The 24,919-nt window shown below is 37.4% G+C and carries 23 protein-coding genes; 2 read left to right on the top strand and 21 right to left on the bottom strand.

Annotated features, from left to right (window positions below; all coding sequences use genetic code 11):
- Positions 1-2: 2 nt before the first annotated feature.
- The 10 genes from nrdR to EDC24_RS01245 all read right to left on the bottom strand — a co-directional run bounded on the left by nrdR (position 3) and on the right by EDC24_RS01245 (position 11,936).
- Positions 3-464 (bottom strand): transcriptional regulator NrdR, encoded by a 462-nt coding sequence (gene nrdR, locus EDC24_RS01290; RefSeq protein WP_124219059.1) that lies wholly within the window; start codon positions 462-464, stop codon positions 3-5.
- 366 nt (positions 465-830) lie between these two features.
- Positions 831-1,835 (bottom strand): glyceraldehyde-3-phosphate dehydrogenase, encoded by a 1,005-nt coding sequence (locus EDC24_RS01285; protein WP_124219058.1) that lies wholly within the window; start codon positions 1,833-1,835, stop codon positions 831-833.
- Positions 1,836-1,943: 108 nt separating this feature from the next.
- Positions 1,944-2,555 (bottom strand): dephospho-CoA kinase, encoded by a 612-nt coding sequence (coaE, locus tag EDC24_RS01280; protein ID WP_124219057.1) that lies wholly within the window; start codon positions 2,553-2,555, stop codon positions 1,944-1,946.
- A gap of 9 nt (positions 2,556-2,564) precedes the next feature.
- A complete protein-coding gene (ytaF, locus tag EDC24_RS01275) occupies positions 2,565-3,212 on the bottom strand; it encodes a sporulation membrane protein YtaF (RefSeq protein ID WP_124219056.1) in 648 nt (215 codons plus the stop codon).
- Between the two features lie 46 nt (positions 3,213-3,258).
- The gene (mutM, locus tag EDC24_RS01270) at positions 3,259-4,086 is read right to left on the bottom strand and encodes a DNA-formamidopyrimidine glycosylase (protein WP_124219055.1); all 828 of its coding nucleotides are present in this window, start codon (positions 4,084-4,086) and stop codon (positions 3,259-3,261) included.
- Between the two features lie 13 nt (positions 4,087-4,099).
- Positions 4,100-6,730, bottom strand: coding sequence for a DNA polymerase I (gene polA, locus EDC24_RS01265; RefSeq protein WP_124219054.1), 2,631 nt, complete (start codon positions 6,728-6,730; stop codon positions 4,100-4,102).
- Between the two features lie 44 nt (positions 6,731-6,774).
- On the bottom strand, positions 6,775-8,472 hold the full coding sequence (pnpS, locus tag EDC24_RS01260; RefSeq protein WP_124219053.1) for a two-component system histidine kinase PnpS: 1,698 nt from the start codon (positions 8,470-8,472) through the stop codon (positions 6,775-6,777).
- Position 8,473: 1 nt separating this feature from the next.
- Positions 8,474-9,160, bottom strand: coding sequence for a response regulator transcription factor (locus EDC24_RS01255; protein WP_124219052.1), 687 nt, complete (start codon positions 9,158-9,160; stop codon positions 8,474-8,476).
- 67 nt (positions 9,161-9,227) lie between these two features.
- Positions 9,228-11,303, bottom strand: a complete 2,076-nt coding sequence (locus EDC24_RS01250; protein ID WP_124219051.1) for a thioredoxin domain-containing protein — start codon at positions 11,301-11,303, stop codon at positions 9,228-9,230.
- A 405-nt stretch (positions 11,304-11,708) separates the two neighbouring features.
- Positions 11,709-11,936, bottom strand: coding sequence for a DUF3892 domain-containing protein (locus EDC24_RS01245; protein WP_124219050.1), 228 nt, complete (start codon positions 11,934-11,936; stop codon positions 11,709-11,711).
- Between the two features lie 106 nt (positions 11,937-12,042).
- Between EDC24_RS01245 and EDC24_RS01240 the strand changes: the two genes are divergently transcribed.
- Positions 12,043-12,882: a protein-glutamine gamma-glutamyltransferase gene (locus EDC24_RS01240; RefSeq protein WP_124219049.1), complete on the top strand. Its 840-nt coding sequence runs from the start codon at positions 12,043-12,045 to the stop codon at positions 12,880-12,882.
- A 43-nt stretch (positions 12,883-12,925) separates the two neighbouring features.
- On the opposite strand, the gene splB is transcribed toward EDC24_RS01240, so the two are convergent.
- From splB to EDC24_RS01195, 9 genes are all read right to left on the bottom strand, one after another.
- Complete coding sequence (splB, locus tag EDC24_RS01235) at positions 12,926-13,954, bottom strand: spore photoproduct lyase (protein ID WP_124219048.1); 1,029 nt, start codon at positions 13,952-13,954, stop codon at positions 12,926-12,928.
- On the bottom strand, positions 13,947-14,210 hold the full coding sequence (locus tag EDC24_RS01230; protein ID WP_425455168.1) for a transcriptional regulator SplA domain-containing protein: 264 nt from the start codon (positions 14,208-14,210) through the stop codon (positions 13,947-13,949). Before EDC24_RS01230 ends, splB begins: the two co-directional genes overlap by 8 nt.
- A gap of 73 nt (positions 14,211-14,283) precedes the next feature.
- Positions 14,284-14,892 carry a class I SAM-dependent methyltransferase gene (locus tag EDC24_RS01225; RefSeq protein WP_124219047.1) on the bottom strand — a complete coding sequence of 203 codons (609 nt, stop codon included), beginning with the start codon at positions 14,890-14,892 and terminating at the stop codon, positions 14,284-14,286.
- Between the two features lie 84 nt (positions 14,893-14,976).
- The gene (pabB, locus tag EDC24_RS01220; RefSeq protein ID WP_124219046.1) at positions 14,977-16,716 is read right to left on the bottom strand and encodes an aminodeoxychorismate synthase component I; all 1,740 of its coding nucleotides are present in this window, start codon (positions 16,714-16,716) and stop codon (positions 14,977-14,979) included.
- On the bottom strand, positions 16,691-17,299 hold the full coding sequence (locus tag EDC24_RS01215) for an anthranilate synthase component II (RefSeq protein WP_245997937.1): 609 nt from the start codon (positions 17,297-17,299) through the stop codon (positions 16,691-16,693). Before EDC24_RS01215 ends, pabB begins: the two co-directional genes overlap by 26 nt.
- A gap of 185 nt (positions 17,300-17,484) precedes the next feature.
- A complete protein-coding gene (mdh, locus tag EDC24_RS01210) occupies positions 17,485-18,432 on the bottom strand; it encodes a malate dehydrogenase (RefSeq protein WP_124219045.1) in 948 nt (315 codons plus the stop codon).
- A 24-nt stretch (positions 18,433-18,456) separates the two neighbouring features.
- Positions 18,457-19,728 (bottom strand): NADP-dependent isocitrate dehydrogenase, encoded by a 1,272-nt coding sequence (gene icd / locus EDC24_RS01205; protein WP_124219044.1) that lies wholly within the window; start codon positions 19,726-19,728, stop codon positions 18,457-18,459.
- A gap of 73 nt (positions 19,729-19,801) precedes the next feature.
- Positions 19,802-20,917 carry a citrate synthase gene (gene citZ, locus EDC24_RS01200; RefSeq protein ID WP_124219043.1) on the bottom strand — a complete coding sequence of 372 codons (1,116 nt, stop codon included), beginning with the start codon at positions 20,915-20,917 and terminating at the stop codon, positions 19,802-19,804.
- A 206-nt stretch (positions 20,918-21,123) separates the two neighbouring features.
- Positions 21,124-21,597: a DUF441 domain-containing protein gene (locus EDC24_RS01195; RefSeq protein WP_124219042.1), complete on the bottom strand. Its 474-nt coding sequence runs from the start codon at positions 21,595-21,597 to the stop codon at positions 21,124-21,126.
- A 43-nt stretch (positions 21,598-21,640) separates the two neighbouring features.
- On the opposite strand from EDC24_RS01195, the gene ytvI reads away from it, so the two are divergent.
- Positions 21,641-22,741: a sporulation integral membrane protein YtvI gene (gene ytvI / locus EDC24_RS01190; RefSeq protein WP_170158435.1), complete on the top strand. Its 1,101-nt coding sequence runs from the start codon at positions 21,641-21,643 to the stop codon at positions 22,739-22,741.
- On the opposite strand, the gene EDC24_RS01185 is transcribed toward ytvI, so the two are convergent.
- Both EDC24_RS01185 and pyk read right to left on the bottom strand, forming a co-directional pair.
- Entirely contained in the window at positions 22,738-23,133 is a 396-nt protein-coding gene (locus tag EDC24_RS01185; RefSeq protein WP_124219040.1) for an FxsA family protein, read from the bottom strand. The two genes, ytvI and EDC24_RS01185, sit on opposite strands and share 4 nt — an antisense overlap.
- A gap of 13 nt (positions 23,134-23,146) precedes the next feature.
- Complete coding sequence (gene pyk, locus EDC24_RS01180) at positions 23,147-24,907, bottom strand: pyruvate kinase (RefSeq protein ID WP_124219039.1); 1,761 nt, start codon at positions 24,905-24,907, stop codon at positions 23,147-23,149.
- Between the last annotated feature and the right edge of the window lie 12 nt (positions 24,908-24,919).

Raw genomic sequence — 24,919 nt, 5'->3', positions numbered from 1 at the left:
CATTACTTTTTATTTTTATTAATCATCTCATTTAATTCTTTCATAAAGACATTAATATCTTTAAACTGTCGATAGACCGAAGCGAATCTAACATACGCTACCTCATCTACTTCAGCAAGCCTGTCCATAATTAATTCCCCAATATCTTCACTCACAATCTCGGAATTGCCTTGATTGCGCAAATCACGTTCGACATCAAATGCAATCCGTTCGATTTCTTCAATGGAGACAGGGCGTTTTTCACAGGCTTTAATTAAGCCTCGTTTAAGTTTTTCTCGGTTAAATTCTTCGCGAGTTCCTTCTTTTTTAACGACAATAAGCGGAATCTCTTCTACTCTTTCAAAAGTTGTAAAACGGTATTCGCAAGACTCACATTCACGACGACGCCTAATCGAGCGACCCTCGTCAATAGGCCTTGAATCTAAAACTCTTGTATTTTTTGCATCACAGTTTGGGCAGCGCATATATTTCACTCCATTATGACATCATAAATCATCTTTTTAATAGTATAACAAAAACCGACGATAAATGAGAATAGTAAAAGAATGGTCTTAGAATGAACGAAGTAATATAGAGTTGGACAAAAGGAAGGTGACAAGTGCAAATACCCAAACTAGATTTGAAAAAATAACTCAGCGAAGTCAAAATACGGAGACTCCAGAAGGAACAGCACGAGCTGAAAATCACGCAAAACTCACGGTAGTGAGTTTTGGGAAGTTGAAGCCGTGCCTTCGGAAAGCGGAGTATTTTGACGGAGCGTATAAGAAACTCCGTACTATGATATAAACACTTTACCATAGTACGGAGTTGTATAGTGATTTTGTGTCAGTTTATAACGACTGACCAACGTATTTTGCTAGGTCAACAATACGACAAGAATAACCCCATTCATTGTCATACCATGCTAAAACTTTAACCTTACGATCACCCATTACCATCGTTGATAAACCGTCAATAATTGATGAATATGGTGATGTCGTGTAATCGATCGATACTAATGGCTCTTCATTGATAGAAATAATTCCCTTCATGTCACCTTCCATTGCATTATAAAAAGCTTGATTAACGCTTTCTACGGTTACATCTTCGTTTAGATCAACGACTAAATCAACCAAAGAAACATTCGGTGTCGGCACGCGAAGCGCCATTCCGTGCAGGCGTCCTTTTAACTCCGGTAAGACTTCGTTAATCGCTTTAGCTGCACCTGTAGATGTTGGAATAATAGATTGTGTTAACCCTCTCGCGCGTCGTAAATCTTTATGAGGGTTATCTAAATTTTTCTGGTCATTTGTAAACGCATGAACCGTTGTCATAAGACCTTCTTGAATTCCAAAACGGTCATTTAATACTTTTACGACCGGTGCTAAGCAATTCGTCGTGCAAGATGCATTAGAGATGACTTCATCATTTTGGGCATCATAGTCTTCTTCATTAACACCCATCACAATCGTACGATCAACTTCTTTACCAGGTGCTGAAATAACGACACGTTTAGCACCAGCTTTAATGTGTTCACCTGCTGTATCTTTTGTTTTGAACTTCCCTGTTGCCTCAATCACGATATCAACGTTTAAATCAGCCCAAGGAAGCTCCGCTGGGTTACGGTTTGATACCTTTTGAACAGTATGACCATCTATCATAATCTCGTCATCATTAAAGGTAACTTCTCCATCATATATTCCATGAATAGAATCATACTTAATTAAATGCGCTAATGTTTCGGTAGGGTAACTTGCATTAATAGCAACAACCTCTAATTGATCATCTTTCATCGCTCTTCTAAAGACCATTCTTCCGATTCGTCCAAAGCCGTTAATGGCAATACGTGTTGTCATAAAAATACCTCCCAGACTATATATGTTACACTTAAAATCGTTTTCACAGAAAAAGTATAACACATTTAATATATAATAGGGGAGGACTTTTTAAAAATGTTACTATTTTTATAGATTTTTATGTTCGATGCCCCATTTTTTTAGGATATGTTCAAGCTGTTCCTGACTATTAGCAATCGTTCCTGTATTATCTACAATGGCATCCGAACGCTCTTTCTTCTCAGTTATAGGAATCTGTGCATCAATCCTGCTTTTGGCATCCTCACGGCTCGACTGATCACGTTCCATTAAACGTTCCATCTGCGTTTCTGGGTCAACATAGACCACTAACACCTTATCAACATAATCAAATAGTTCACTCTCAAATAATAAAGGGATGTCCAACACGACAGCCTGCTCACCTAATTGTATGTAATAATCTCGCTGTCTTAACATCTCTTTACGGATTTCAGGATGAATAAATCCATTAAGTTTTTTTCGTTCCTCTTCGTTTTGAAACACAATTTCTCCAAGTTTCTTCCTATTAATCGTGCGGTCCTCAAATAAGACTTGTTCACCGAAATAATCAACTATTTTCTCATATGCGGGCCACCCAGGCTTGACCACGTCTCGTGCGATTTGATCTGCATCGACAACCGGAATATCCCACTCCTTAAACATCTTGGAAACCGTTGACTTACCAGTTGCAATACTGCCTGTTAAACCAATAATAATCGACATTATCATCACCTACTTTGTTATATTCCATATCCCTAACATGATAAAAATTAATCCAGGTAGAAAAGATAGCTGCTGCATCCATCTAAAACGTTGCATAAACTGCCCTGTTAATCCGCCTAAAGCTAGAAATAACATCGAGCTCATACCTACCATGAGAGCTGTTAATAAAAATGGCAAGACCGTAAAGGCTGATCCAACCCCGCTTCCAAACGAATCAAACGATAGCGCTAATGCTACAATTAAAGCTTCTTTCCCTGAGATTGTGCCAGAGTGGTCAACATCTGCCATTTGGGGATTTTTTAAGATATACCAGATCGTCCTTATATTCCAGCGAAAAGACTGATTAGGATAATACTGATGGAACTTTTCACGCTGTTCAGTAATCCACTGCCAAATGACGTAACAGCCAACAAATACAAAAATGAAACCACCTAAATACTCCGTAATCCTTGGAATGACTAACGATAAAAAGCCTCCAAGTAAATAACCTGTCAAAAAACTCATCGACGTGACGAGACCAACTGTTAAAAATGTTGTTTTCTTTACTTTAATCGATTTTAAGCTGTACGTAAAACCAAAAAAGTAACTATCAAAGCTAACAGCAAAACTCAATAGCAAAACTAAGACTAGGTGGTCCAAAATAAAAGCTCCTTCCATAAGGATTCAACCTATCTTATGAAAGAAGCTGATTTGATGTGTTACGTTATAGTGGCTGACAAGTAGGGCAGAAATGCGTTCCTCGACCACCAACTTTAATTTTTTCTATAGGTGTGGTGCAGCTCTTACAGGGCTCTCCTTCTTTGCCATATACCGATATTTGCAACTGGAACATGCCAACTTCACCAAGACTATTTAAGTAAGAGCGAATCGAAGAGCCTCCATGTTCAACAGCATCTTGCAAAACTTTTATCGTATAGAAGTGCAAGGTTTCCGCTTCTTTAGGCGTAACCGTATTCGCAATACGCTCCGGATGAATCTGACTCCAAAATAATACCTCATCTACATAAATATTACCTAAGCCCGTGACAATGGCTTGATCTAACAATGCAGGTTTAATCTTACGGCTTGTACGACTTAATTTCTCAAACAAATAACCTGATTGAAAATCTTCACTAAATGGTTCAACACCCAGTTTATTTAGTGGTGCTGTCGTAAACAGATTTTCCGGTTCTTTTAAGTGCATCGTGCCGAACTTGCGAACATCACGGTATCTCAGTTCTTTTCCATTGTCTAATTCGAAAACGATATGGGTATGTGGATCTTGAGGTTCTCCTTTTTCATATACTCCGTATTTGCCCTCCATGCGTAAATGTGACACTAACACATGGTCATCTAAATAAAATAATAGAAACTTTCCTATCCGACCTATTTTTTGAATTGTTTGGCCGGTTATTTGATGCTTAAAAGCTTCGGAGTCGCTTGGTTCCTTTACTATCCCAGCATATTGGATATTGACTTGTGTAATTTGATTACCTGTAATAATCGGTTCTAATGTACGTCTGACGGTTTCGACTTCGGGTAGTTCTGGCATTTGACTTCATCCTTTACTTCGCATCGTACCAAGTATCGCCGTATTCAGCTTCAACTAATAATGGAACATTTAATTCAACGGTATTCTCCATTGCTTCTTTAACGAGTTTATTCAATGAATCGATATCATCTTTGGCTACTTCAAAAATTAATTCGTCATGGACTTGTAAAAGCATCGTAGCATTAATATTAGATTGGTTAAGTTGGTCCATAACATCAATCATTGCTTTTTTAATGACATCCGCGGCACTTCCCTGAATTGGTGTATTCATTGCCGTTCGTTCTGCAAAACTGCGTTTGTTAAAATTACGACTTGTTATATCAGGTAAATACCTTCTGCGTTTCATAATCGTCTCAACATAACCATCACGTTTTGCCTGTTGAACAATGTCGTCCATATACTGTTTAACACCTGGGTAGCTTTCAAAATACTTTTCAATAAATTGACCCGCTTCTTTTCTCGCGATTCCAAGACTTTGACTCAAACCATAATCACTAATTCCATAAACAATCCCGAAGTTAACTGCTTTTGCGTGACGTCGTTTTAAGTCATCAACTTCATCTTCTGATACGTTAAAAACGTCCATTGCCGTTTGCGTATGAATGTCTTTACCTTCATTAAATGCGGAGATTAGCTTTTCATCATTGGCAATATGAGCTAACACACGTAATTCAATTTGAGAGTAGTCAGCAGCCATAATGACATAATCGTCTTTAGACGGAATAAAGGCTTGTCTAATTTTCCGTCCTTCTTCAAGTCTAATCGGGATGTTTTGTAAGTTCGGATCTGTTGAGCTTAAACGTCCTGTTTGTGTTAAGACTTGATTAAACCTCGTATGAATTTTATTCGTATCTTCATGAACAACTTTTAATAAGCCTTCAATATACGTTGACTGAAGCTTTCCTAACTGTCGATACAATAATATTTGATCAACGATTTTATGTTCGTGCTGAAGTTTTTCTAAGACGTCTGCTGAAGTAGAATAACCGGTTTTAGTTTTCTTAATAACCGGAAGTTCTAGATCTTCAAATAATACTTTCCCTAATTGCTTTGGAGAATTAATATTAAATGACTGTCCGGCTAATTCATAAATGTCTTCTTCGATTTTTTCAAGACGCTCACCTAAGTCTTGTTGCATTTCTTTAATTCGCTCGACATCAACGGAAACGCCTACATACTCCATTTCAGCTAAAATATGGGATAACGGCATTTCAAGATTATAATAAAGGTCATCTTGTTCATTCTGAGACAATTCATCTTTTAGCGTAGAATAAAGCTTTTTCGCTGCCACACCTTTTCTAACAATATGTTCTGCTAAATCGTTTTGCTCTGGAACCTTTTGTTTAGCTCCTTTACCATAAACCTCTTCATCATAAGATACCTCTACCAAACCGTAACCATTGGCAATTGACGCTATATCATGATTACTGTTAGAAGGATTTACGATATAAGAAGCAAGAATGAGATCAAACGTTACGCCTTTTAGCGAAAGGCCTCTCCAGTTTAACGCTACTTTTACTCTTTTTAGATCTGCTACTACCTTAGGGCTTTCTTCATCCTCTAGCCATTTTTGGAAAGCTTCAGATTCTAAAGCAACATCTGTAGGAATGAAGTAATAACCATTGTCGTTAACTAAAGAGAAACCGAGAATATCACCATGATGATAATTATCTTCCAACATTTCCATCATAAGAAAATTCTCTTCAGAGCTAACCATGTCTTGAGAGAAATGGTCAACTTGATCGAATGTAATCTCTTCTCGCTCGACCTCTTCTTCAGCCCCTTCAATTCTTCCCATAAGTGATTTAAATCCGTAAGTTTTAAATAACTCAATAACATCGCGAGATTGATAACCTTCGTAGTTTAAATCATCAATTGCTATTTCAATAGGAGACTCACGATTAATCGTTACTAAGTCCTTACTCATAAAGGCGTCATCTTTATGATTCGTTAAATTTTCTTTAAGTTTTTTACCACTGACGTCATCTACATGTTCATATAAGTTTTCTAGCGTTTCATATTGATTTAATAGTTTAACTGCCGTTTTCTCACCGACGCCAGGTACTCCTGGAATGTTGTCCGATTTATCACCCATTAATGCTTTTAGGTCGATAATTTGATTGAGCGTAACCCCCATCTTTTCTTTAATCCCATCCGGGGTATACTCATCGATATCCGTAATACCTTTACGTGTCACGCCGACTGTCACATGATCTGAGGCTAATTGAAGCAAGTCTTTATCACCTGAATAGATAAACGTTTGAATACCCTTTTGATCAGCCTGCTTTGAAATCGTTCCGATAATATCATCTGCTTCATATTGTGGCAGTTCATAATGTTTAATGCCTAATGCATCTAACATTTCTCGCATAACTGGAAACTGCTCAGATAACTCTGGTGGTGTCTTTTGGCGCCCACCTTTATATTCTTTATAGGTTTCGTGGCGAAAAGTCGTTTTCCCAGCGTCGAAAGCTACTAGAATATGGCCTGGGTCTTTTTCTTCTAGAATTTTTAACAACATATTCGTAAATCCGAACACAGCATTTGTATGTACGCCACTTTCGTTACTCAAAAGAGGCAAAGCAAAGAATGCGCGATAAAGTACACTATTACCATCTATTAAAATAATCTCTTGATTAGACAAAGGAAACACCTCTTTAACATTAAATATAACTTCATTATAACAAACTATAGTAATTGCGGGATGGAAACCGTAATTGACGTTCCTTCTCCTTCTTTACTTTGGAGGTCAATGGTCCCTCCATGAGCTTCTACAATATGTTTGACGATTGATAAGCCTAATCCTGTCCCACCGGTTTGTCTACTTCTGTCACGGTCAACTCGATAGAAACGCTCAAAAATTCGATCCTGGGCTTGTTCTGGAATACCAATGCCAGTATCTTGAATATTAAAATGAACAAATCCATCTTCTTGAACCACGTTCCATTCTATTTTTCCACCTAACTGAGTATATTGAATGGCATTCGAATATAAGTTAAGAACGACTTGATATAGTCGATTGTAGTCCGCGTAAATCTCTAAATCCTCAGGAACGTCTAAATTTGATTCTAATTGATGTTCTTCTAACTGTCTCTCCATTACAAGATTTACTTCACTCATTAAGTCCTGTATAGAGAAATAAGATTTGGTCAATGTAAAATCATCTTTTTCAATACTAGATAAATCTAATAAATCTTTAATTAGGGTATTAAGACGTCTTGTTTCTTTATCAATGATTTTTAAGAACTTATTAATAATCTCTTCATCATGCTGATTACCATCTAATAACGTTTCAACAAACCCTTGAATGGACGTAATGGGTGTTCTTAATTCATGTGACACATTGGCCACGAAGTCTTTTCGAACATTTTCAAGTTGCTTAATCTTTGTAATGTCGTGGCAGACAACGACAACCCCTTTCCATGTTTCTTGATCATTCCAAATAGGGGCTAAATAAACTTCAAAATAATGGCCTCGATCTGTTTCAATGGTCACTTGTTTTTTTCGTTCCATAAAAATAACTTCTTGCAAAGCTTCATTTAATGCCTGATTTTCAATCACATCATAATAGACTTCACCGACAATATCATCTTGGTTTGAAAAGTAATTAACAAACGCCTGATTCGCCAAACGAGTTAGACCTTTTTCATTAATTAGCAAAAGTCCACTCTCAACATTATTAACAACTGTTTTAAGTCGATCGTTTTGATTTTCATATTTCGCTGTAATATATTCTAAGTTTCTAGCTAGTTTATTAATGGATTGACCTAGTTCAGAAACGATTCCATATGGTGCATCATGGATTCTAGCCTTATAATTCCCTTCAGATAATTCTGAAGCTGTCTTTGACGCTTCTCGAATCGGCGTCACATAATTCTCATAAAGCCGATTACCTAAACTCCAAATAAAAATACCAACTAGTAATGCTAAGACTATAATGACAGACCAAAGAGTGGTATTTAAATAATAAATTGGCAGTTGTTCGGATACTAACGTGATGACGGTATTATCATTTAACCGAACCGATTGTAGTAAATGAGAGTCAATTACTTTCGTATTATTAGATAATTCTTCACCTAATACCTCATTTAAAAATTTTGATTCAGTAGATGTAAACGTATGTAAATATTCACGATTTGCCTCATCATATAAAATTAGATCAACAGGGAGTGCTTCACTATAATAATCCAATTGGCTCTGTAGATCCGTTTGGTTTAAATCAATGTCCTGACTGACAAACTGGGAATCATAATTTAATTGCTCTTCATAAGCCTGAATAACATAATGCTTAGCAACTTGAACAAACAAAACCCCTAATACCATGATGAACATAATACTTAAAACCGTGTAAACAAATAATGTTTTCCGATCTCGAATTCGATTCATTTTAAGATCCCTCAAGTTTATAACCGATTCCACGAACCGTTTTGATCATAGTAGGTTTTTTCGGTTGGTCTTCTAGTTTCTCTCTTAAGTGACTAATGTGCACATCAACAATTCTCGTATCACCAATAAAATCAAAATCCCATACATCCTGTAATAGCACTTCACGTTTAACCGGCTTATTCATTCTGTTCGCTAAATAGAGTAGTAGTTCAAATTCCTTTTTAGTAAATTCAATGAGCTGTTCACCCTTAAAAACTTCATAAGTCTCAACATTAATTTTTATATCGTTAAAACGAATCACTTCTTGCTCTTCTTCAGATGGAACAGAACGCCTTAAAACAGCACGAATCCTTGCTAAAAGCTCTTTTGGACTAAATGGTTTTGTAATATAATCATCCGCACCAACGTCTAGGCCAGTAATTTTATCTTCTTCTTCCCCTTTTGCCGTCAACATAATAATCGGAACTTGATGACCATGACTTCTTAATGTTTGACAGACTTCAATCCCATCCATACTTGGAAGCATCAAATCGAGTAAGATTAAATCAAAGCTTTCTTTCTCAGCTAACGTTAAGGCGGTTTCACCATCGTGAACGACTGCTGTATGATACCCTTCTTGCATCAAATTATAATCAATCAACGTCGTAATCGATTCTTCATCATCTACAATTAATATTCGTTGATCCAATTTCCCCAACTCCTATTTATATACTTGAGTTCATCATAACCATTCGGATGAATTTTGAAAAGACATACTATGCATCATGACTTAGCTTTTCAACCACTTGATCAATATCTGTTGTTGGCCTCTGACATGCAAAGTTTTCACAAATATAAACGGTCGTTTGATTATCGATCCCACTATAGTCTTTAGTAAAAGGCGCTACTTTTGATAACTCATCTTCTTTATATAACCAAATAAGATGAGGTAAGAAATGAGTTTGTTTAAACTGTTTTAGCTTATCCCATTGATCATCTTCTTGATCTACGACAACGACTTCCTTAGATGGGTACTCTGTCAGCATTAAACTGATTAAGAAGTAAGTGCTTCCTTGTGGTATGCGAGATAATGCTGGATAGAAGACTCGGTATTGATCTTCAGCCCAATCCGCATAATGGGTTTCACCAGTCAACAAAGCAAGTTTTGTTAATACGACGGTTGCTACACTATTTCCAGACGGTGCCGCACCATCATGTATGTCTTTATCGTTTGAAATGAGCTGTTCACTGTCTAAACCATTAAATAAAAATCCACCATGCTCTTGGTCCCAAAATAATTCATACATCTGACTCGCTAATTCCTTAGCCCGTTTTAGGTCCTCCACCTCATATTCGGCATCATAAAGTTCTAAATTCGCCCAAATTAGATAAGCATAGTCATCTAAATAACCTTTAAACTTCACTTCACCGTCGCGATATCTAGCCATCAAGCGCTCATTTTCTACTAGATTTTCTTCTATGAAACGAGTCGCCTTTCGCGCCATTTCAACGTATTCATCCTGCTGAAAAACTTGGCCCGCTTTGGCTAACGCTGCAGCCATCATTGCATTCCAAGACGTTAGAACTTTATCATCCAAGTGCGGGTACACCCGTTGTTCACGAGCCTTAAGCAACTTCACTCTCGCCTCTTCAAGTTTTTGATGTAATTCTTCTTGAGTTAAATTGAATTGTTCCGCTATGGATTTTAAATCAGTTCCAATTAGATTCGGAATGTTTTTGCCATGAAAGTTCCCTTCTGTTGTGATGTTGTAAACCGTTGTAAAAATGCCAGCCAGTTCATCACCTAGTACTTGAAATACTTCTTTTCTTCCCCAAATATAATATTGCCCTTCTTTTCCTTCAGAATCAGCATCAATAGCTGAATAAAAGGCACCTTCTGAACTAGTCATCTCTCTTTTGACGAATTCAATAACTTGCTTGCTGATCTGTTTATAATGTTCTTTCCCTGTGAGCTGATAAGCTTCTGTATAGGCAATCAAAAGCAGTGCTTGGTCATATAACATTTTCTCAAAATGAGGCACCAACCACTCTTCATCTGTTGAATAACGAGTAAAACCAAAGCCTATATGGTCATATAAACCTCCTTCAGCCATGGAATTTAATGTTTTCTCAACCATTTGACGCGCTAGCGTTTTGCCGGTCTGTTGATAATAACGCATGAGAAACATTAAATGATGTGGCGATGGAAATTTAGGTGCACCTTCAAAACCACCGTATAAGGTATCAAACGTTTTTCCGAGTTCATGAAAGGCTTGATCAGCCGCTTCTTTCGTCACACGTGCATCTCCTTTTGAGAAGATCACTTGGTTTAATGACTTTTTGACACTATCTACGACGTCTTTAATTTGCTGAGGGTCTTGATGGAAAGTTTCCGATAAATAACCAACAACCTGCTTAATGCCTGGCAAACCATATTTACTCTCTTTAGGAAAATACGTCCCGGCATAAAACGGTACTTGTTCTGGTGTCATAAAAATACTTAACGGCCAACCACCTTGACCATTCATCCGCTGACACACTTTCATATAAACCGCATCAATATCAGGGCGTTCTTCACGGTCCACTTTAATCGGTACAAATTTCTCGTTAATTTCCTTCGCTACCTCTTCATCCTCGAAGGATTCATGGGCCATGACATGGCACCAGTGGCAAGTAGAGTAACCAATACTTAGAAAAATAGGCTTATTTTCCTTTCTCGCCACCTCAAATGCTTCATCGCTCCATGGATACCAATCAACAGGGTTATAGGCATGTTGCAGTAAGTATGGTGATTTTTCATGAATGAGTCGGTTTGGGGCATGTTCTGTCAAAAGCTCACCTTCTTTACGCATATTTCTTCTAATTCCATTCTACCCTATTTATTAAATAGCACACTACTAATTTGCAGTGAAGTGAATATGTTACAACAGAAATTTAGTGAAAGGTAGCAAGAGAATTATGAAAGATGAAATTTAATCAGCGGAGTTAAAAAGCGTAGACTCCTTTGGGAACAGCGCGAGCCGAGGGGCCACAGGATGTGGGTCAGTTCGGCGTTGCAACAGGACGTTGCGAACTTAGCCGAACATCCTCCGTTTAACTCACGGTAGTGAGTTTTGGGAAGTTGAGGCCGTGCCCAAGGAAAGCGGAGCTTTTTAACGGAGCGTATAAGAAACTCCGTACTATGATTCAAAACACTTAATCATAGTACGGAGTATTATCAATTAAAATCTTTTGTCCCAGACTCGAGAAGATTTATATTAAAAACTTTGTAGACTATCTAAATTATTCGTTGGATCTCCATCTGCATTACCTCTGATGACAGGTCTACCATTCCTAGCTTCTCCGATATTTACTCCAGCAATAGTTCCACCCTGCACTTCTTCTAATGCCTGTTCATAATCAAGTTCTCGCCCACTTGACGTTTTAAAATGCGTGATATCCCCATCTTCATTTTTTCTTACTGCGACAAACGTTTCTTGATCCATGATATCACCCTCCTTACTCATAAAATGTGTAAATTCTAAAAACTTATGCATCACCTAATCCTCAACCAGTGAGTAGTATAATATAACACACTAAAGGAGCGATTTTATGATCATCATTAACGGAAGCGAATTTCAAAACACCAATATCGTTCCTTCTCAAAGTTCGGAACAAATCATTTTAGAAAAATTAATGGAGGACCGTCTAATCTATAGATACCGTTCATTAAACGAGTTAAACTTTGAGATGACACTTCGTAAAAATATTATTAGAAGTTCAAGACTCATGTATGAGAGTCAGGTTAAATTTGAGATTTTTGAACATTCGCGTTGTAACCCAGATTACTGGATTCGAACAAAACCTGGAGGCTTTCAATTAATAAATGATGTGTTGCCTTCAACTGCCATTAACGACATTTACAATAATAGTCACCTATATGGATTTGAATGTGCCACAGCCATGCTCATTGTCTATTACCATGCTGTATTAAATACCATTGGTGAGGACTTATTCAACCGATTATTTGGGGATTTATACTTGTATAGCTGGCACGCTGATCCAGATCTCCGAATACAAAACGTCAGCACAAGGCATTTAATTCCTGGTGATATCGTTTATTTCAAAAACCCTGATGTATCACCTGAAACACCTTGGTGGCAAGGGGAGAATGCAGTCGTATTAGATGACGGCCTTTACTTCGGTCATGGTATTGGGATCACGACAGCGGAGAGAATCATTGAATCTTTAAACCAGAATAGACGCACTGGTAGTGAGCGGTCTGCCTATTTATTAACAACTGTTACAAGACCAAACTTCACTTACTTAGCAAGAGTCACTTCAAATAGGCAAACAGAACCAAAAACTCAGCCCCTCATCATTCATCACAACGAACCGTCTATAGCGAGAAGCCAATATGAATATTACTTAACGGTTTTTTATCTTAAGTAATTGATAAAGCATACCGTCCATTTTGGAGCTGGTATGCTTTTACTTAAGTAAAATATTCAAATTTGGCCTCAGGAAAATACTCATTCAAATACTGACTTAAGGTTTGTTTCATGTCATCTTGTTCTTCATCTGTATAAACATATTTCCAAATCCCGTATTTACCCCACCTTGGCTTTCGTTTAGCTTCATCTAGTTCTAATTTTGTCATAGGATAGTTTTGTTCAATTGTGCGTTTAGCTGGCTTCGTAAATCGGTGTTGAATAAATTCAAACGTAAGATCTTTCCGAGCATGCTTAGGAAGAGATGCTTCTAGCTTCTCAAACATGACTCTATAGCCTTCTTTCCATCCCTCATGGAGATAAATCGGTGCCACAATAAAACCGAGAGGATATTCAGCATCTGCTACCTTCTTCGCCGCCTCAATCCGGTCGTCTAGTTTTGATGTACCAGGTTCAAAATACTTAATAACATAATCAGCATTAACGCTAAATCTAAATCGCGTTTTACCATTATGATTAGCATCTAAAAGATGATCGACATGAGCAAATTTCGTTACAAACCTTAACTGCCCTAAATCTGATTGACCAAAATACTCGATAGCATGTTTTAAAGTGTGGGTTAAATGATCAATGCCAACAATATCTGATGTACATGAGGCTTCAAACCGAGTAATATTTGGTGCTCGTTCTTCCATATACTTCTCAGCCTGATCCAATACTTCTTCAACATTGACATAAGTTCGAATATAAGGCTTGCTCCCCATCGTTGTTTGTAAATAACAATAATGACAATGCCCCATACACCCCGTTGCCAACGGAATGGCATATTCGGCAGAAGGCTTGGATGTATCGAATTTTAACGTTTTTCTAAGGCCTACTACGAGGGTCGATTTTGCCATTCGATATCTTTGAAAATGATTATCTCCAGGCAAATTACGGATATGGTTATGAGACGTTGTTTCACGAATATCGATTCCCTTACCTTCTAATCTGTTGATTAATTGTTTACCCAACGGATACTCTAACGCCCTTGGTTCAACATAAACTAACTCAGGCATAAAAGGTTTAACCATAGTAATTCGCTCCATCCGCATCACCGAAGTAAAACTGATACGCTTCATTTGCTTCTTCTTCCGTTTTATAAACCGCTATTTGTTCATTCAAAGGGTAGTACGTATCATAGAAAAATAAAGCCAACTCTCCAGGCTCTTCTGGATGTTGAACAACCGCCGCTTCTTGTATTTGCGCAACACTCTGCGCATGTGGATTTCGATACATCACGTATACGATATCACCTTTTTCATAATCTTCTTGTAAATTCACAAACACACCTCCATAAAAAAATGGTACAAACTAGTCATAGCCTGTACCACTGAAGGAAATTTATCCTTTAGCTGAAATGTTATTTATTAGGTGACAATACTAGCTTTCGCATAATCGACGTCATAAGAAAATCTTGTTCTAATACCTCTAAATTAGCCTGATAAATGTTAGAAACCGTTTTTCGATTAATATTAGCACCGATTAGGTTAACACTTACAGGATTAAAAAAGTCTAACACCTTGCCCATTAACTCACTTTCACTTCTCATATGCTCTAGCATGACAATTCGCCCATCTGGTTTAACGACTCTCCTTAATTCTTTTAACCCTTTAACAGGGTCAGGAACTGAGCAAAAAACACATGTTGAAACGATATAATCAAAGCTATTGTCTTCAAATTTTAAATCCTCTACATTCATCTCATGTAGCTCAATATGAGCGTTACTCGATTCAGCTTTTTGTTGAGCAATCTCTAACATACTAGAGCTAAAATCAATACCAATGACATGTGCATCTTCGGAGTAATATTTAAAATTAGCCCCCGTGCCGACGCCAACCTCTAGTATATCTCCTTTTAATTCTTCAATTAACTCGCTCCGCCAGTCATCCTTAATCATTTTATCCATCTTATCAAAGTGCTTCGAGATCCGATTATATTTATGTTTAATCCTGTCTGCCTGCTCGGACATGATCTTTCACCTCTTTATCTCATTAGAATTTACTTATATTAATCCTCTATAACACATTCGATTAAACTCAATTCAGTATGTCGGTTATACTCTTTCTTTAACACATTGTTCAATCGACACCCAACCCCTGACACTATTAATAAACCATAGTTTATCCACTTGATCGAGTTTTGATTTATGCAAAGATCTAATATTAATAATCCCTTGTTCAAGGAGCCGTTCTCGGTAGGTTCCTGCAAGTAGTCCATCAGTTTTGGGTGGTGTAAAATACTGACCTTCTAACTCATAAACCAGATTTCCATTAATAAACTCTGTGACATAACCAGCTTCATTCCATAATAATGTCTCATCATAAGTCTCATTTTTAAGGCCATGATAATGATCTCTAAACGTTGTTTTATGATAATAAAATATGTCCTGTCGATTAATTGGCCGACTTGCGAGTGTGGCGTTATATGATTGAGTCAAGTGATCAATAGGCGTAACCTCTGTTTGTATTTGTCCATCCTCCGATAATAACAACCTAATTTTATATACACCATCGTTATACTGTTCTCTTATTTGATTAAGCTTTTGATTAATCAATTTAAGATCATAATTAAAATTAAAAAAGGTCGCTGATTTGAGTAAACGGTTCATGTGTTCTTGCCATAAATCAAATTGTCCTTGTTCAAGCGTCATCGTCTCAAGCAGTTGAAAAGTAGCTGGTGATGGTTTTAAAACCTTCGCTTTAGCTAACGCTTCATCGTATTCACCTTCTGCAGTTGAATCCCATGTGATTCCGCCACCAACACCATAGATTGCTTGATTTCGTCTGTGATCAACCCAAACGGTCCGGATAGGTACATTAAATATAGCCTGACCCTCAGGTGTAATGATTCCAACTGCACCACAATAAACTTCTCTCGGTGTTGACTCTAAATGTTTAATAAGTTCCATCGTGCTAATTTTTGGTGCACCTGTAATCGAACCACATGGAAATAATGATTCAAAAATAGACACTAAATTGACCTCAGGTTTCGTTTTAGCCCTCACAGTAGACGTCATCTGAAAAACAGTGGGGTACTCTTCTATATCAAACAATTTTGGTACATGTACTGAGCCTTTTTGCGCGATTTTCGAAAGATCATTTCTAATTAAGTCAACAATCATGACGTTTTCAGCACGGTCTTTAGTGGACTGGCGTAAATAATTCTTGTTTAAATTGTCCTCTGTGTCCGTACTTCCACGCTTGATGGTTCCCTTCATTGGTTTTGTTTCGATCTGTTCACCATCCCATGCAAAAAATAGCTCTGGTGATACAGAAATGATTTCAAAATCATTAAACGATAAATGCGCTGTATAATGCGCTTGTTGGGATTGGCGCAATTGTTCATATAGCTTTCTCGTATTTAGTTGTTGAAATTCAGCAATTAACCTAATTGTAAAGTTAACTTGATAGCTTAGGCCTTTTTTAATAGCGAGATGAATATTTGAAATGGATTGATGATAACCTGAGCGGCTCGTGTCACTTTTCCAATTTAAGTTTTCTAAGGGCGTATTGTCTATTTCATAGATGTGATGATAATCTTCATAAATACCGAAATACACATAAGGCAAACGAACACTCTCATATGTTACCATACGTTCATTGAAGGCTTTCGACGCCTCATAACTGACATAGCCAACAGCATAGTAACCATTTTTGGTATACTGTTCAACTCTTCGAATAGCCGTTTTTACTTCACTAAGGTCATTGGCTACCACAAAGTCATAAGGTTTCTCAAACACAAAAGAATCATCATCCAACCAAGGATGTTTAAAATGTACAACTTGTTTCGTCATCTTTGTCACTCCACTTATAGTAATCCAAGAAATTTCGCAAGATGTGTTTTCCTTGTGTGGTTAAGATAGCTTCAGGATGATATTGTACTCCTTCTATAGGGAGTGTTTGATGCCGGCATGACATAATCTCACCACTTTTTGACCTAGCTGTAATCTCAAGCTCATTAGGAAAATGTTCACGATCTGCAACTAATGAGTGATAGCGTGTCACTTGTAACGGTTGATCTAAATTAGTGTAAATGGTTTTACTGTCATGTGTCACCAGTTCAATATGCCCATGAATTGGCCTATTAGCTTCAACAATCTGACCACCTAGAGCTTGTACAATGATTTGAAAGCCTAAGCAAACTCCAAAGATTGGAACTGTACCTTTGATTTGGTTAACGATTTTTATAGAATTTTTCTTATCGATTGGATGACCTGGGCCTGGTGATAATAAAACGAGGCGAGGGTTTAAATCCAAGATGGTGTTCTCGTGAATATCCTCATAATGGACCACCTTTACCTCATCTATTTCTTCAAGATCATGAACTAAATTATATGTAAACGAATCTTCGTGATCAATAACCAATATCAACTTCATACACCCTGTCTTATAAAATTAGAGAATAAATTGATCATTTTAGACAATAAAGCCTGTCAAATAGAGAATAACGAAATGCTAATAGAGAATAAAAACTGTAATTAGAGAATAAAAGCAAAAATTAGAGAATAAATTGTCTTAAAAAAGCTCGAGGAAAAGATATTCCTCGAGCTTTATAATAACACTTATTCGTTATCAGCTAACACTTTCATGACATCTTTAACAGAATCAGCTGATTTGTCTAATTGAGCTTGCTCTTCTTCGTTCAGATCTAGCTCAATGATTTCTTCAAGGCCGTTTCCACCTAAAATAGTAGGAACGCCTAAATACATATCTTGATAACCATATTCGCCTTCTAAATAAGCGATGGCTGGGAGGATTCGACGTTGATCCTTAAGAATGGCTTCTACCATTTCCGTGATGGAAGCTGCAGGCGCATAGTAAGCCGAACCATTTCCGAGTAATCCAACGATCTCACCGCCACCTTTACGTGTCCGTTCAACGATCGCGTCTAATCGTTCTTTGGAAATGAGTTTTTCTAGCGGAATACCTCCTGCGAATGAATAGCGCAACATTGGTACCATGTCATCTCCATGACCGCCAAGAACAAATCCAGTAACATCTTTCACTGAAATATTAAGTTCTTGAGCAACAAATGTGCGGAAGCGTGCTGTATCTAATACACCTGATTGACCGATGACGCGATTTTTCGGTAAGCCTGATTCCTTAAAAACGGAATAGGTCATTGCGTCCACTGGGTTTGTTAACACCAAAATGTAACAGTCAGGTGAATACTTCACAATTTCTTGTGTCACTTGCTTCATAATCTTTGCATTCGTTGCGACCAAGTCATCTCGGCTCATGCCAGGTTTTCTTGCAATACCAGCTGTAATCACCACAACGTCAGAACCTTCAGTGTCTTTATAATCAGCTGTACCGACGATATTAGTATCAAACCCTTGAACAGGACTTGCTTCTAACATATCTAGCGCTTTCCCTTTTGTTGGGTCTTCCATATCCGGAATATCCACTAAAACGACATCTGCTAGTTCCTTTTGTGCAACCATTAATGCTGTTGTGGCACCAGTAAAACCAGCACCTATAACCGAAACCTTCCTACGCTTAATTGTCATTATTGGTATCCTCCCAAATCGTTATTAGTCCATGTTCTTAATTAGCTCGTCAGCAAACTCAGAACACTTAACTTCTGTAGCTCCGTCCATTAGACGAGCAAAGTCATAAGTAACGACCTTACTAGCAATAGTTTTATCCATTGCTTTATGGATTAATTCACTAGCTTCTCTCCAGCCTAAATGATCTAACATTAATGTACCAGAAAGAACAACTGAAGATGGGTTAACTTTGTCTTGACCTGCATATTTAGGAGCTGTACCGTGAGTCGCTTCAAAAATAGCGTGGCCTGACTCATAGTTAATGTTCGCACCTGGTGCAATACCAATACCGCCAACTTGTGCAGCTAGTGCATCAGAAATATAGTCACCGTTTAAGTTCATTGTTGCAACAACATCGAACTCTTTCGGGCGAGTTAAAATTTGTTGTAAGAAAATGTCCGCAATGGCATCTTTCACGATGATACGACCAGCATCTTCTGCTTCTTTTTGTGCTTGGTCAGCAGCTTCGCGACCTTTTTCTTCAACGATTTGGTCATATTCTTTCCATGTGAATACTTTGTCGCCATATTCACGTTCAGCAAGGTCATAACCCCAAGCTTTAAATGAACCTTCTGTAAATTTCATGATGTTACCTTTGTGTACTAGTGTAACGCTCTTCTTACCTTCGTTTAGCGCATACTCAATGGCAGAGCGAACTAAACGTTCAGTACCTTCTTTTGAAACAGGCTTGATTCCGATACCTGATGTTTCAGGGAAACGGATTTTATTAACGCCCATTTCGTTTTGAATGAAGTCAACGACTTTCTTAACTTCTTCAGTTCCTTCTTCCCACTCAATACCAGCATAAATGTCTTCAGTGTTTTCACGGAAGATTTGCATATCAACATCTTCAGGCTTCTTAACTGGAGAAGGAACACCTGAGAAGTGTTTAACCGGACGTAGGCAAGTGAAAAGATCTAACTCTTGACGTAGCGCTACGTTTAACGAACGGATTCCTCCGCCAACTGGCGTTGTAAGAGGTCCTTTAATCGCGATTTTGTAATCACGAATTGTTTCTAATGTTTCTTCTGGTAACCATTCGCCTGTATTGTCTTTAGCTTTTTGACCTGCTAAAACTTCTTTCCAAACGATACCTTTTTCACCGTTATATGCTTTCTCAACAGCTGCTTCTAATACTCGAGAAGCTGCCGCCCAAATATCTGGTCCTGTTCCATCCCCTTCGATGAATGGGATAATCGCTTGATTAGGTACATTCATTTTTCCATTTTCAACTGTAATTTTTTCACCTTGTGTCAAAGTCATTACCTCCTAGTATATTTCATAATAAATTAGTAAACATCACAAAAGCCGGTTTGCCCGGCTTTTGGTATTATCGTTGATCAATTGGGGTATAAGCTTGTTTGCTTGGACCCACATATTCAGCGCGTGGGCGAATTAAACGGTTGTTAGCGTATTGTTCTAAGATGTGTGCTAACCAACCAGATACACGGCTGACTGCGAAAATTGGAGTAAATAGATCGTGGTCAATACCTAAGCTATGATATACAGATGCTGAATAAAAGTCTACGTTAGCTGGTAGGCCTTTATTTTCTTTGATGTAGTCTTCGATTTTAACAGACATATTGTACCACTTAGATTCGCCTGAAATGCTAGTTAATTGTCTGGACATTTCTTTTAAGTGTTTGGCGCGTGGGTCACCATTTTCATAAACACGGTGTCCCATACCCATAATTTTTTCTTTATTAGCTAGCTTTTTTTCAATGTAACTGATGGCGTTGTCTTCTTCACCGATCTCAGTTAACATTTTCATTACGCGTTCGTTAGCTCCACCGTGAAGTGGACCTTTCAACGCACCAATAGCTGCTGTAACACCAGAATAAACATCTGACTCAGTAGCGACACAGACACGAGCTGTAAACGTTGAAGCATTTAATTCATGGTCAGCATGTAGTATAAGTGCTTTGTTAAACGCTTCTACTTCAATGTCTTCTGGTTCTTTACCACTTAACATGTATAAGAAGTTAGCGGCAAAACCGTAGTCATTTCTTGGAGATACTGGTTCTTTACCATTTCGAATGCGTCCAAAAGCTGTTACAACCGCAGAAATCTTAGCTTGCAGACGAAGAGCTTTACGACGGTTAGCCTCTTCTTCCATAACATCTGCTTCTTCATCGTATAAACCTAGCATTGAAACAGCTGTACGAACTGCAGCCATAGGATGAACTGTGCTTAAATCATAAGATGTTAAGTGATCGATAATTTCTTGAGGTAAGCTCATGTTATCTGCTAGTTCTTGTTTAAAAGAATCTAGTTCAGATTTTGTAGGTAACTTTTGGTTCCATAATAAGTAAATAATTTCTTCAAAACTTGAATTCTCAGCCAAATCATCAATGTCGTAACCAACATATGTCAGTTTGTCATCAATGATTGAACTAATTGAGGATTCAGTTGCGACAATTCCTTCAAGACCCTTAGGATTTGACATAGTATCTCTCTCCTTTTTCACAATATAATCATAGAACAATGAAGTGTATGTAATCACACTTAATCTATTTGCCCTCTAGCATTCCGTCCCACAGACCATTATAAACAAAATTATAACGAATGTGAAATTTTTCTGCCTAAAATAATAATATCTTTTAGTTTAGCATAGCTATTAGAATATATTCCCTTATATTGAAAGTATAAAACTTACGTAAATATTTTCATGACGTTATCAACGATTTGCATCAATAGATAAGCAATACCAGCGCCAATCAAAGGCCCTACCGCAATACCTTGGAAGAAGATTACAGCTAAAATAGTTCCAATGACTAATACAGCTGTTAGGTGGGGTTCGTTCGCCAACAATTGCAAGCCATCTTTAGCTACGTAGGCAACAAACATACCAGATATTAACGCAATCCATGCGTAATATGATTTAACACTTGCCAGTAAATCTTTAAAGCCTATATCGCCTGTAGCTATGGGAACTAATACAGCAACTGTAATAATAACAACACCAATAAACAGGCCCTTTTGCTCTATATATGGCAAAACCTTATCTTCTAGTTTTAATAATTTAATCCCTAACAATATATAAACCGCTATTAAAATCGCCTGATTTTTAGCTATAAACCCAATGGCTAGAAGTACGAGTAAAAATAACGTCGATGATGATAACAATTCAATCACAACTTTCTTTTATAACAATGAGAGGATTAGCACTATGGCTATAAAATATCAAAATTTGTTTAAATTGATTGGTTGGATTTGCTTTGGAATCCTGATTGGTTTCCTAATTTATAAGCACTTATTACCGTTTGCGATTAGTTTAATGATAGCTATTGCCATTAATCCTCTTGTACAAGTTTTAGAGGACAAGCTTAATTTAAACCGTCGCTTAGCAGTCATAAGTGTATTATTACTCATGTTGTTGAGCTTTATCACGGTTATTACCTTTAGTTTAGTTGAACTCATTCATTTACTTCAATACTTAACGAATATTATGCCCGCATCTATTGATGATTTGTTTAAAGAGATTGAACGAATAAGTCAAACAGTTATTGACCGAGCTTATTCGATGTTAACGTCATTCATGGACTCAATCCAACCTCAATCACAAGTTATATTAAAGGAAATGATTGCTGAAACCGTTAATACATTAAAAGAATACAGTCAGCACCTTTTAATTAATGCTTTACAACAAACCATAAACACCATCACAAATATTCTTAAGGCAAGCTATTATTTACTATTCATCTTAATCAGTACATTTTTTATAAGTGCTGATGGTCCTAAATGGTTAAAGTATTTAGATCAACAAGCTCCGAATACGTTTCGCCATTATTACATAACCATTAAAACAAGTTTTATTTCCCTCATAAAAAAATACGCTCTTGCGCAATCCATGATTGTTATGATTACGGGAGCGTTAGTCTTTATGGGGTTAACATTTTTCAATATAAACCATGCCTTAGCATTAGCTTCAATCGCTATGTTCTTAGACCTAATTCCATTCATCGGGATTAGTGCGTTATTTTTACCATGGATTATATATTTATTTTTTACCGATCAATATTCCTTAACCATTCAAATTAGCATTCTTTATCTCTTACTCATCATCATTCGTAATCTAATTGAACCGAAATTAATCGGATCATCTATTGGGGTACACCCATTATTCTTAATTATCATCTTATTTCTATTTATCAATTGGTTCGGAATATTTGGGGTTTTGCTTGGCCCAATAGCTGCTGTTAGTTTTAAAGCATTAGGCCAAGCTGGTGCTTTTACAGCCATAAAAAATTATATTATAAAACCCTCTTAATAGTTTCGAAAGACTTTAATCGAACCTTTTCGAAACATTTCATTTAGCACTTTTTTAATATATTGTTTAATAGGCTTGCGCGTTTGAGGGATGAGTAGTATAAAACCGATTGCATCCGAAACGAAGCCCGGGGTGAAAAGTAGCACGGCTCCTACTAAAATGGCTAAACCATCTAAAATCTCTTCTGTAGGTGGTCTTCCACTTGCCATCTCGTACCTTGCTCGGTTTAATGTATGAAAGCCTTGATGCTTTGCCAGTGCAGCCCCAAGCAAACCGGTAAGAATAATACCGAATAAAACGAACCATACATTAAAGACATTACCTAACCATACGAAAATCGCTATTTCCACAGCCGATAAAACAATGATTAAGAAAAATAGAATTCTAAACATGGTCTACTCTCCCTTATATAACGCTTGTACGACCTTGATATACACTACCATTCGTAGGATCTATAGTAATCTCTTCTCCATCTTTAATTTTCTTCATAGCATCTTCCACACCTACAATAACCGGAATCCCAACATTCAGTGAAACGACTGCCGCATGGCTCGTTAAGCCACCTTCTTCTGTAATTATACCTGCTGCTTTTTGAATATAAGGCATTAATTCACGGTCTGTACTTGTTGTAACAAGAATATCGCCTTCGTTAAATTCTTTTTCTAGTCGGTCTTGATCATTCGTCACAACAGCTTTACCGGCAGCACCTGACTCTCCGATGCCTTGACCTTTAGCGACAACATCACCGACAACATGAACTTTAATTAGGTTAGTTGTCCCGCTTTCGCCAACAGGCACACCTGCTGTAATAACGACGCGATCGCCATGGTGGAATAATTTTGTAGATAACCCTTTATCTATTGCAAGTGCAAGCATTTCATCAGTAGACTCCACTGTACTACCTTCAACAGCATGCACGCCCCAGACAAGGCTCAATTGTCTGCTTACATAAGATTTTGATGTAACCGCGACAATCGGTGTTTGCGGTCTATATTTAGATACCATTCTTGCAGTATTTCCGCTTTCAGTCGGTGTAATGATCGCTTTAACTGAAAGATCTTTAGCTAAGTTTGCCGCTGAATGACTAATGGCGTCCGTAATTGATAAATCTGGAGCTAATTCTAAGTCTGATTGATTTCCATTTTTCTCTAATGTTTTTTCTGTATAAACCGCAATGTTATACATCGTTGTGACAGCTTCTACTGGATAATCCCCAGCTGCTGTTTCACCAGAAAGCATAATTGCATCCGTACCATCATAAATAGCATTGGCCACATCACTTGCCTCAGCTCTTGTCGGACGTGGATTACGCTGCATTGAATCTAACATTTGAGTGGCTGTAATCACAGGCTTTCCAGCGCTATTACATTTTTGAATCATTGTCTTCTGAATGAACGGTACTTCTTCAGCTGGAATTTCAACACCTAAGTCCCCACGTGCGACCATAATTCCGTCACTGACTTTAATAATATGATCTAAATTTTCGACACCTTCCCGGTTTTCGATTTTAGGAATAATTCTGATATGATCCGCTTTATGGTTTTCAAGTAACTCTCTAATTTCTAAGACATCTGAAGGCCTTCTGACAAATGATGCCGCAATAAAATCGACATTTTGTTCAATACCAAACACAATATCACTAGCATCTTTATCCGTTATACCAGGTAAGTTCACTTTAACATTTGGTACGTTAACACCTTTTTTGTTTTTAATCGTGCCTGAATTCAATACTTTTGTTTCAATTTCGTTTTGATCACGTCTAACGTCTGTAACTTCTAAGCCAATTAGCCCATCATCTAATAATATTTGACGACCTTCTTCAATATCATCAATTAAACCTTTATAAGTAATGGTAAAGCGTTCTTGAGTCCCTTCTATTTCATCCATTGTTAGGACGACAGTTGAGCCTTTTGTTAATTCTGCTTCACCATCTTTAAAGTTACCAGTTCTAATTTCAGGGCCTTTCGTATCTAGGAGAATGGCTACTGATTTACCCGTTTCTTCTGCAGCTTGTCTAATGTTAGCAATACGCTGCTTTTGCTCTTCGTGATCGCCATGTGAAAAATTTAAACGTGCCACATTCATCCCTGAATGAATTAATTCTTTTAATGTATCGACTGACTCAGACGCAGGACCAATCGTACATACTATTTTGGTTTTGTTCATCTTTAGTGACCT

Origin of the sequence: Aquisalibacillus elongatus (genome assembly GCF_003843875.1) — a bacterium.
GTDB lineage: Bacteria > Bacillota > Bacilli > Bacillales > Alkalibacillaceae > Aquisalibacillus > Aquisalibacillus elongatus.
Note: the sequence above shows the minus strand (reverse complement) of the source record. Positions and strands in the feature narration are given on the sequence as shown.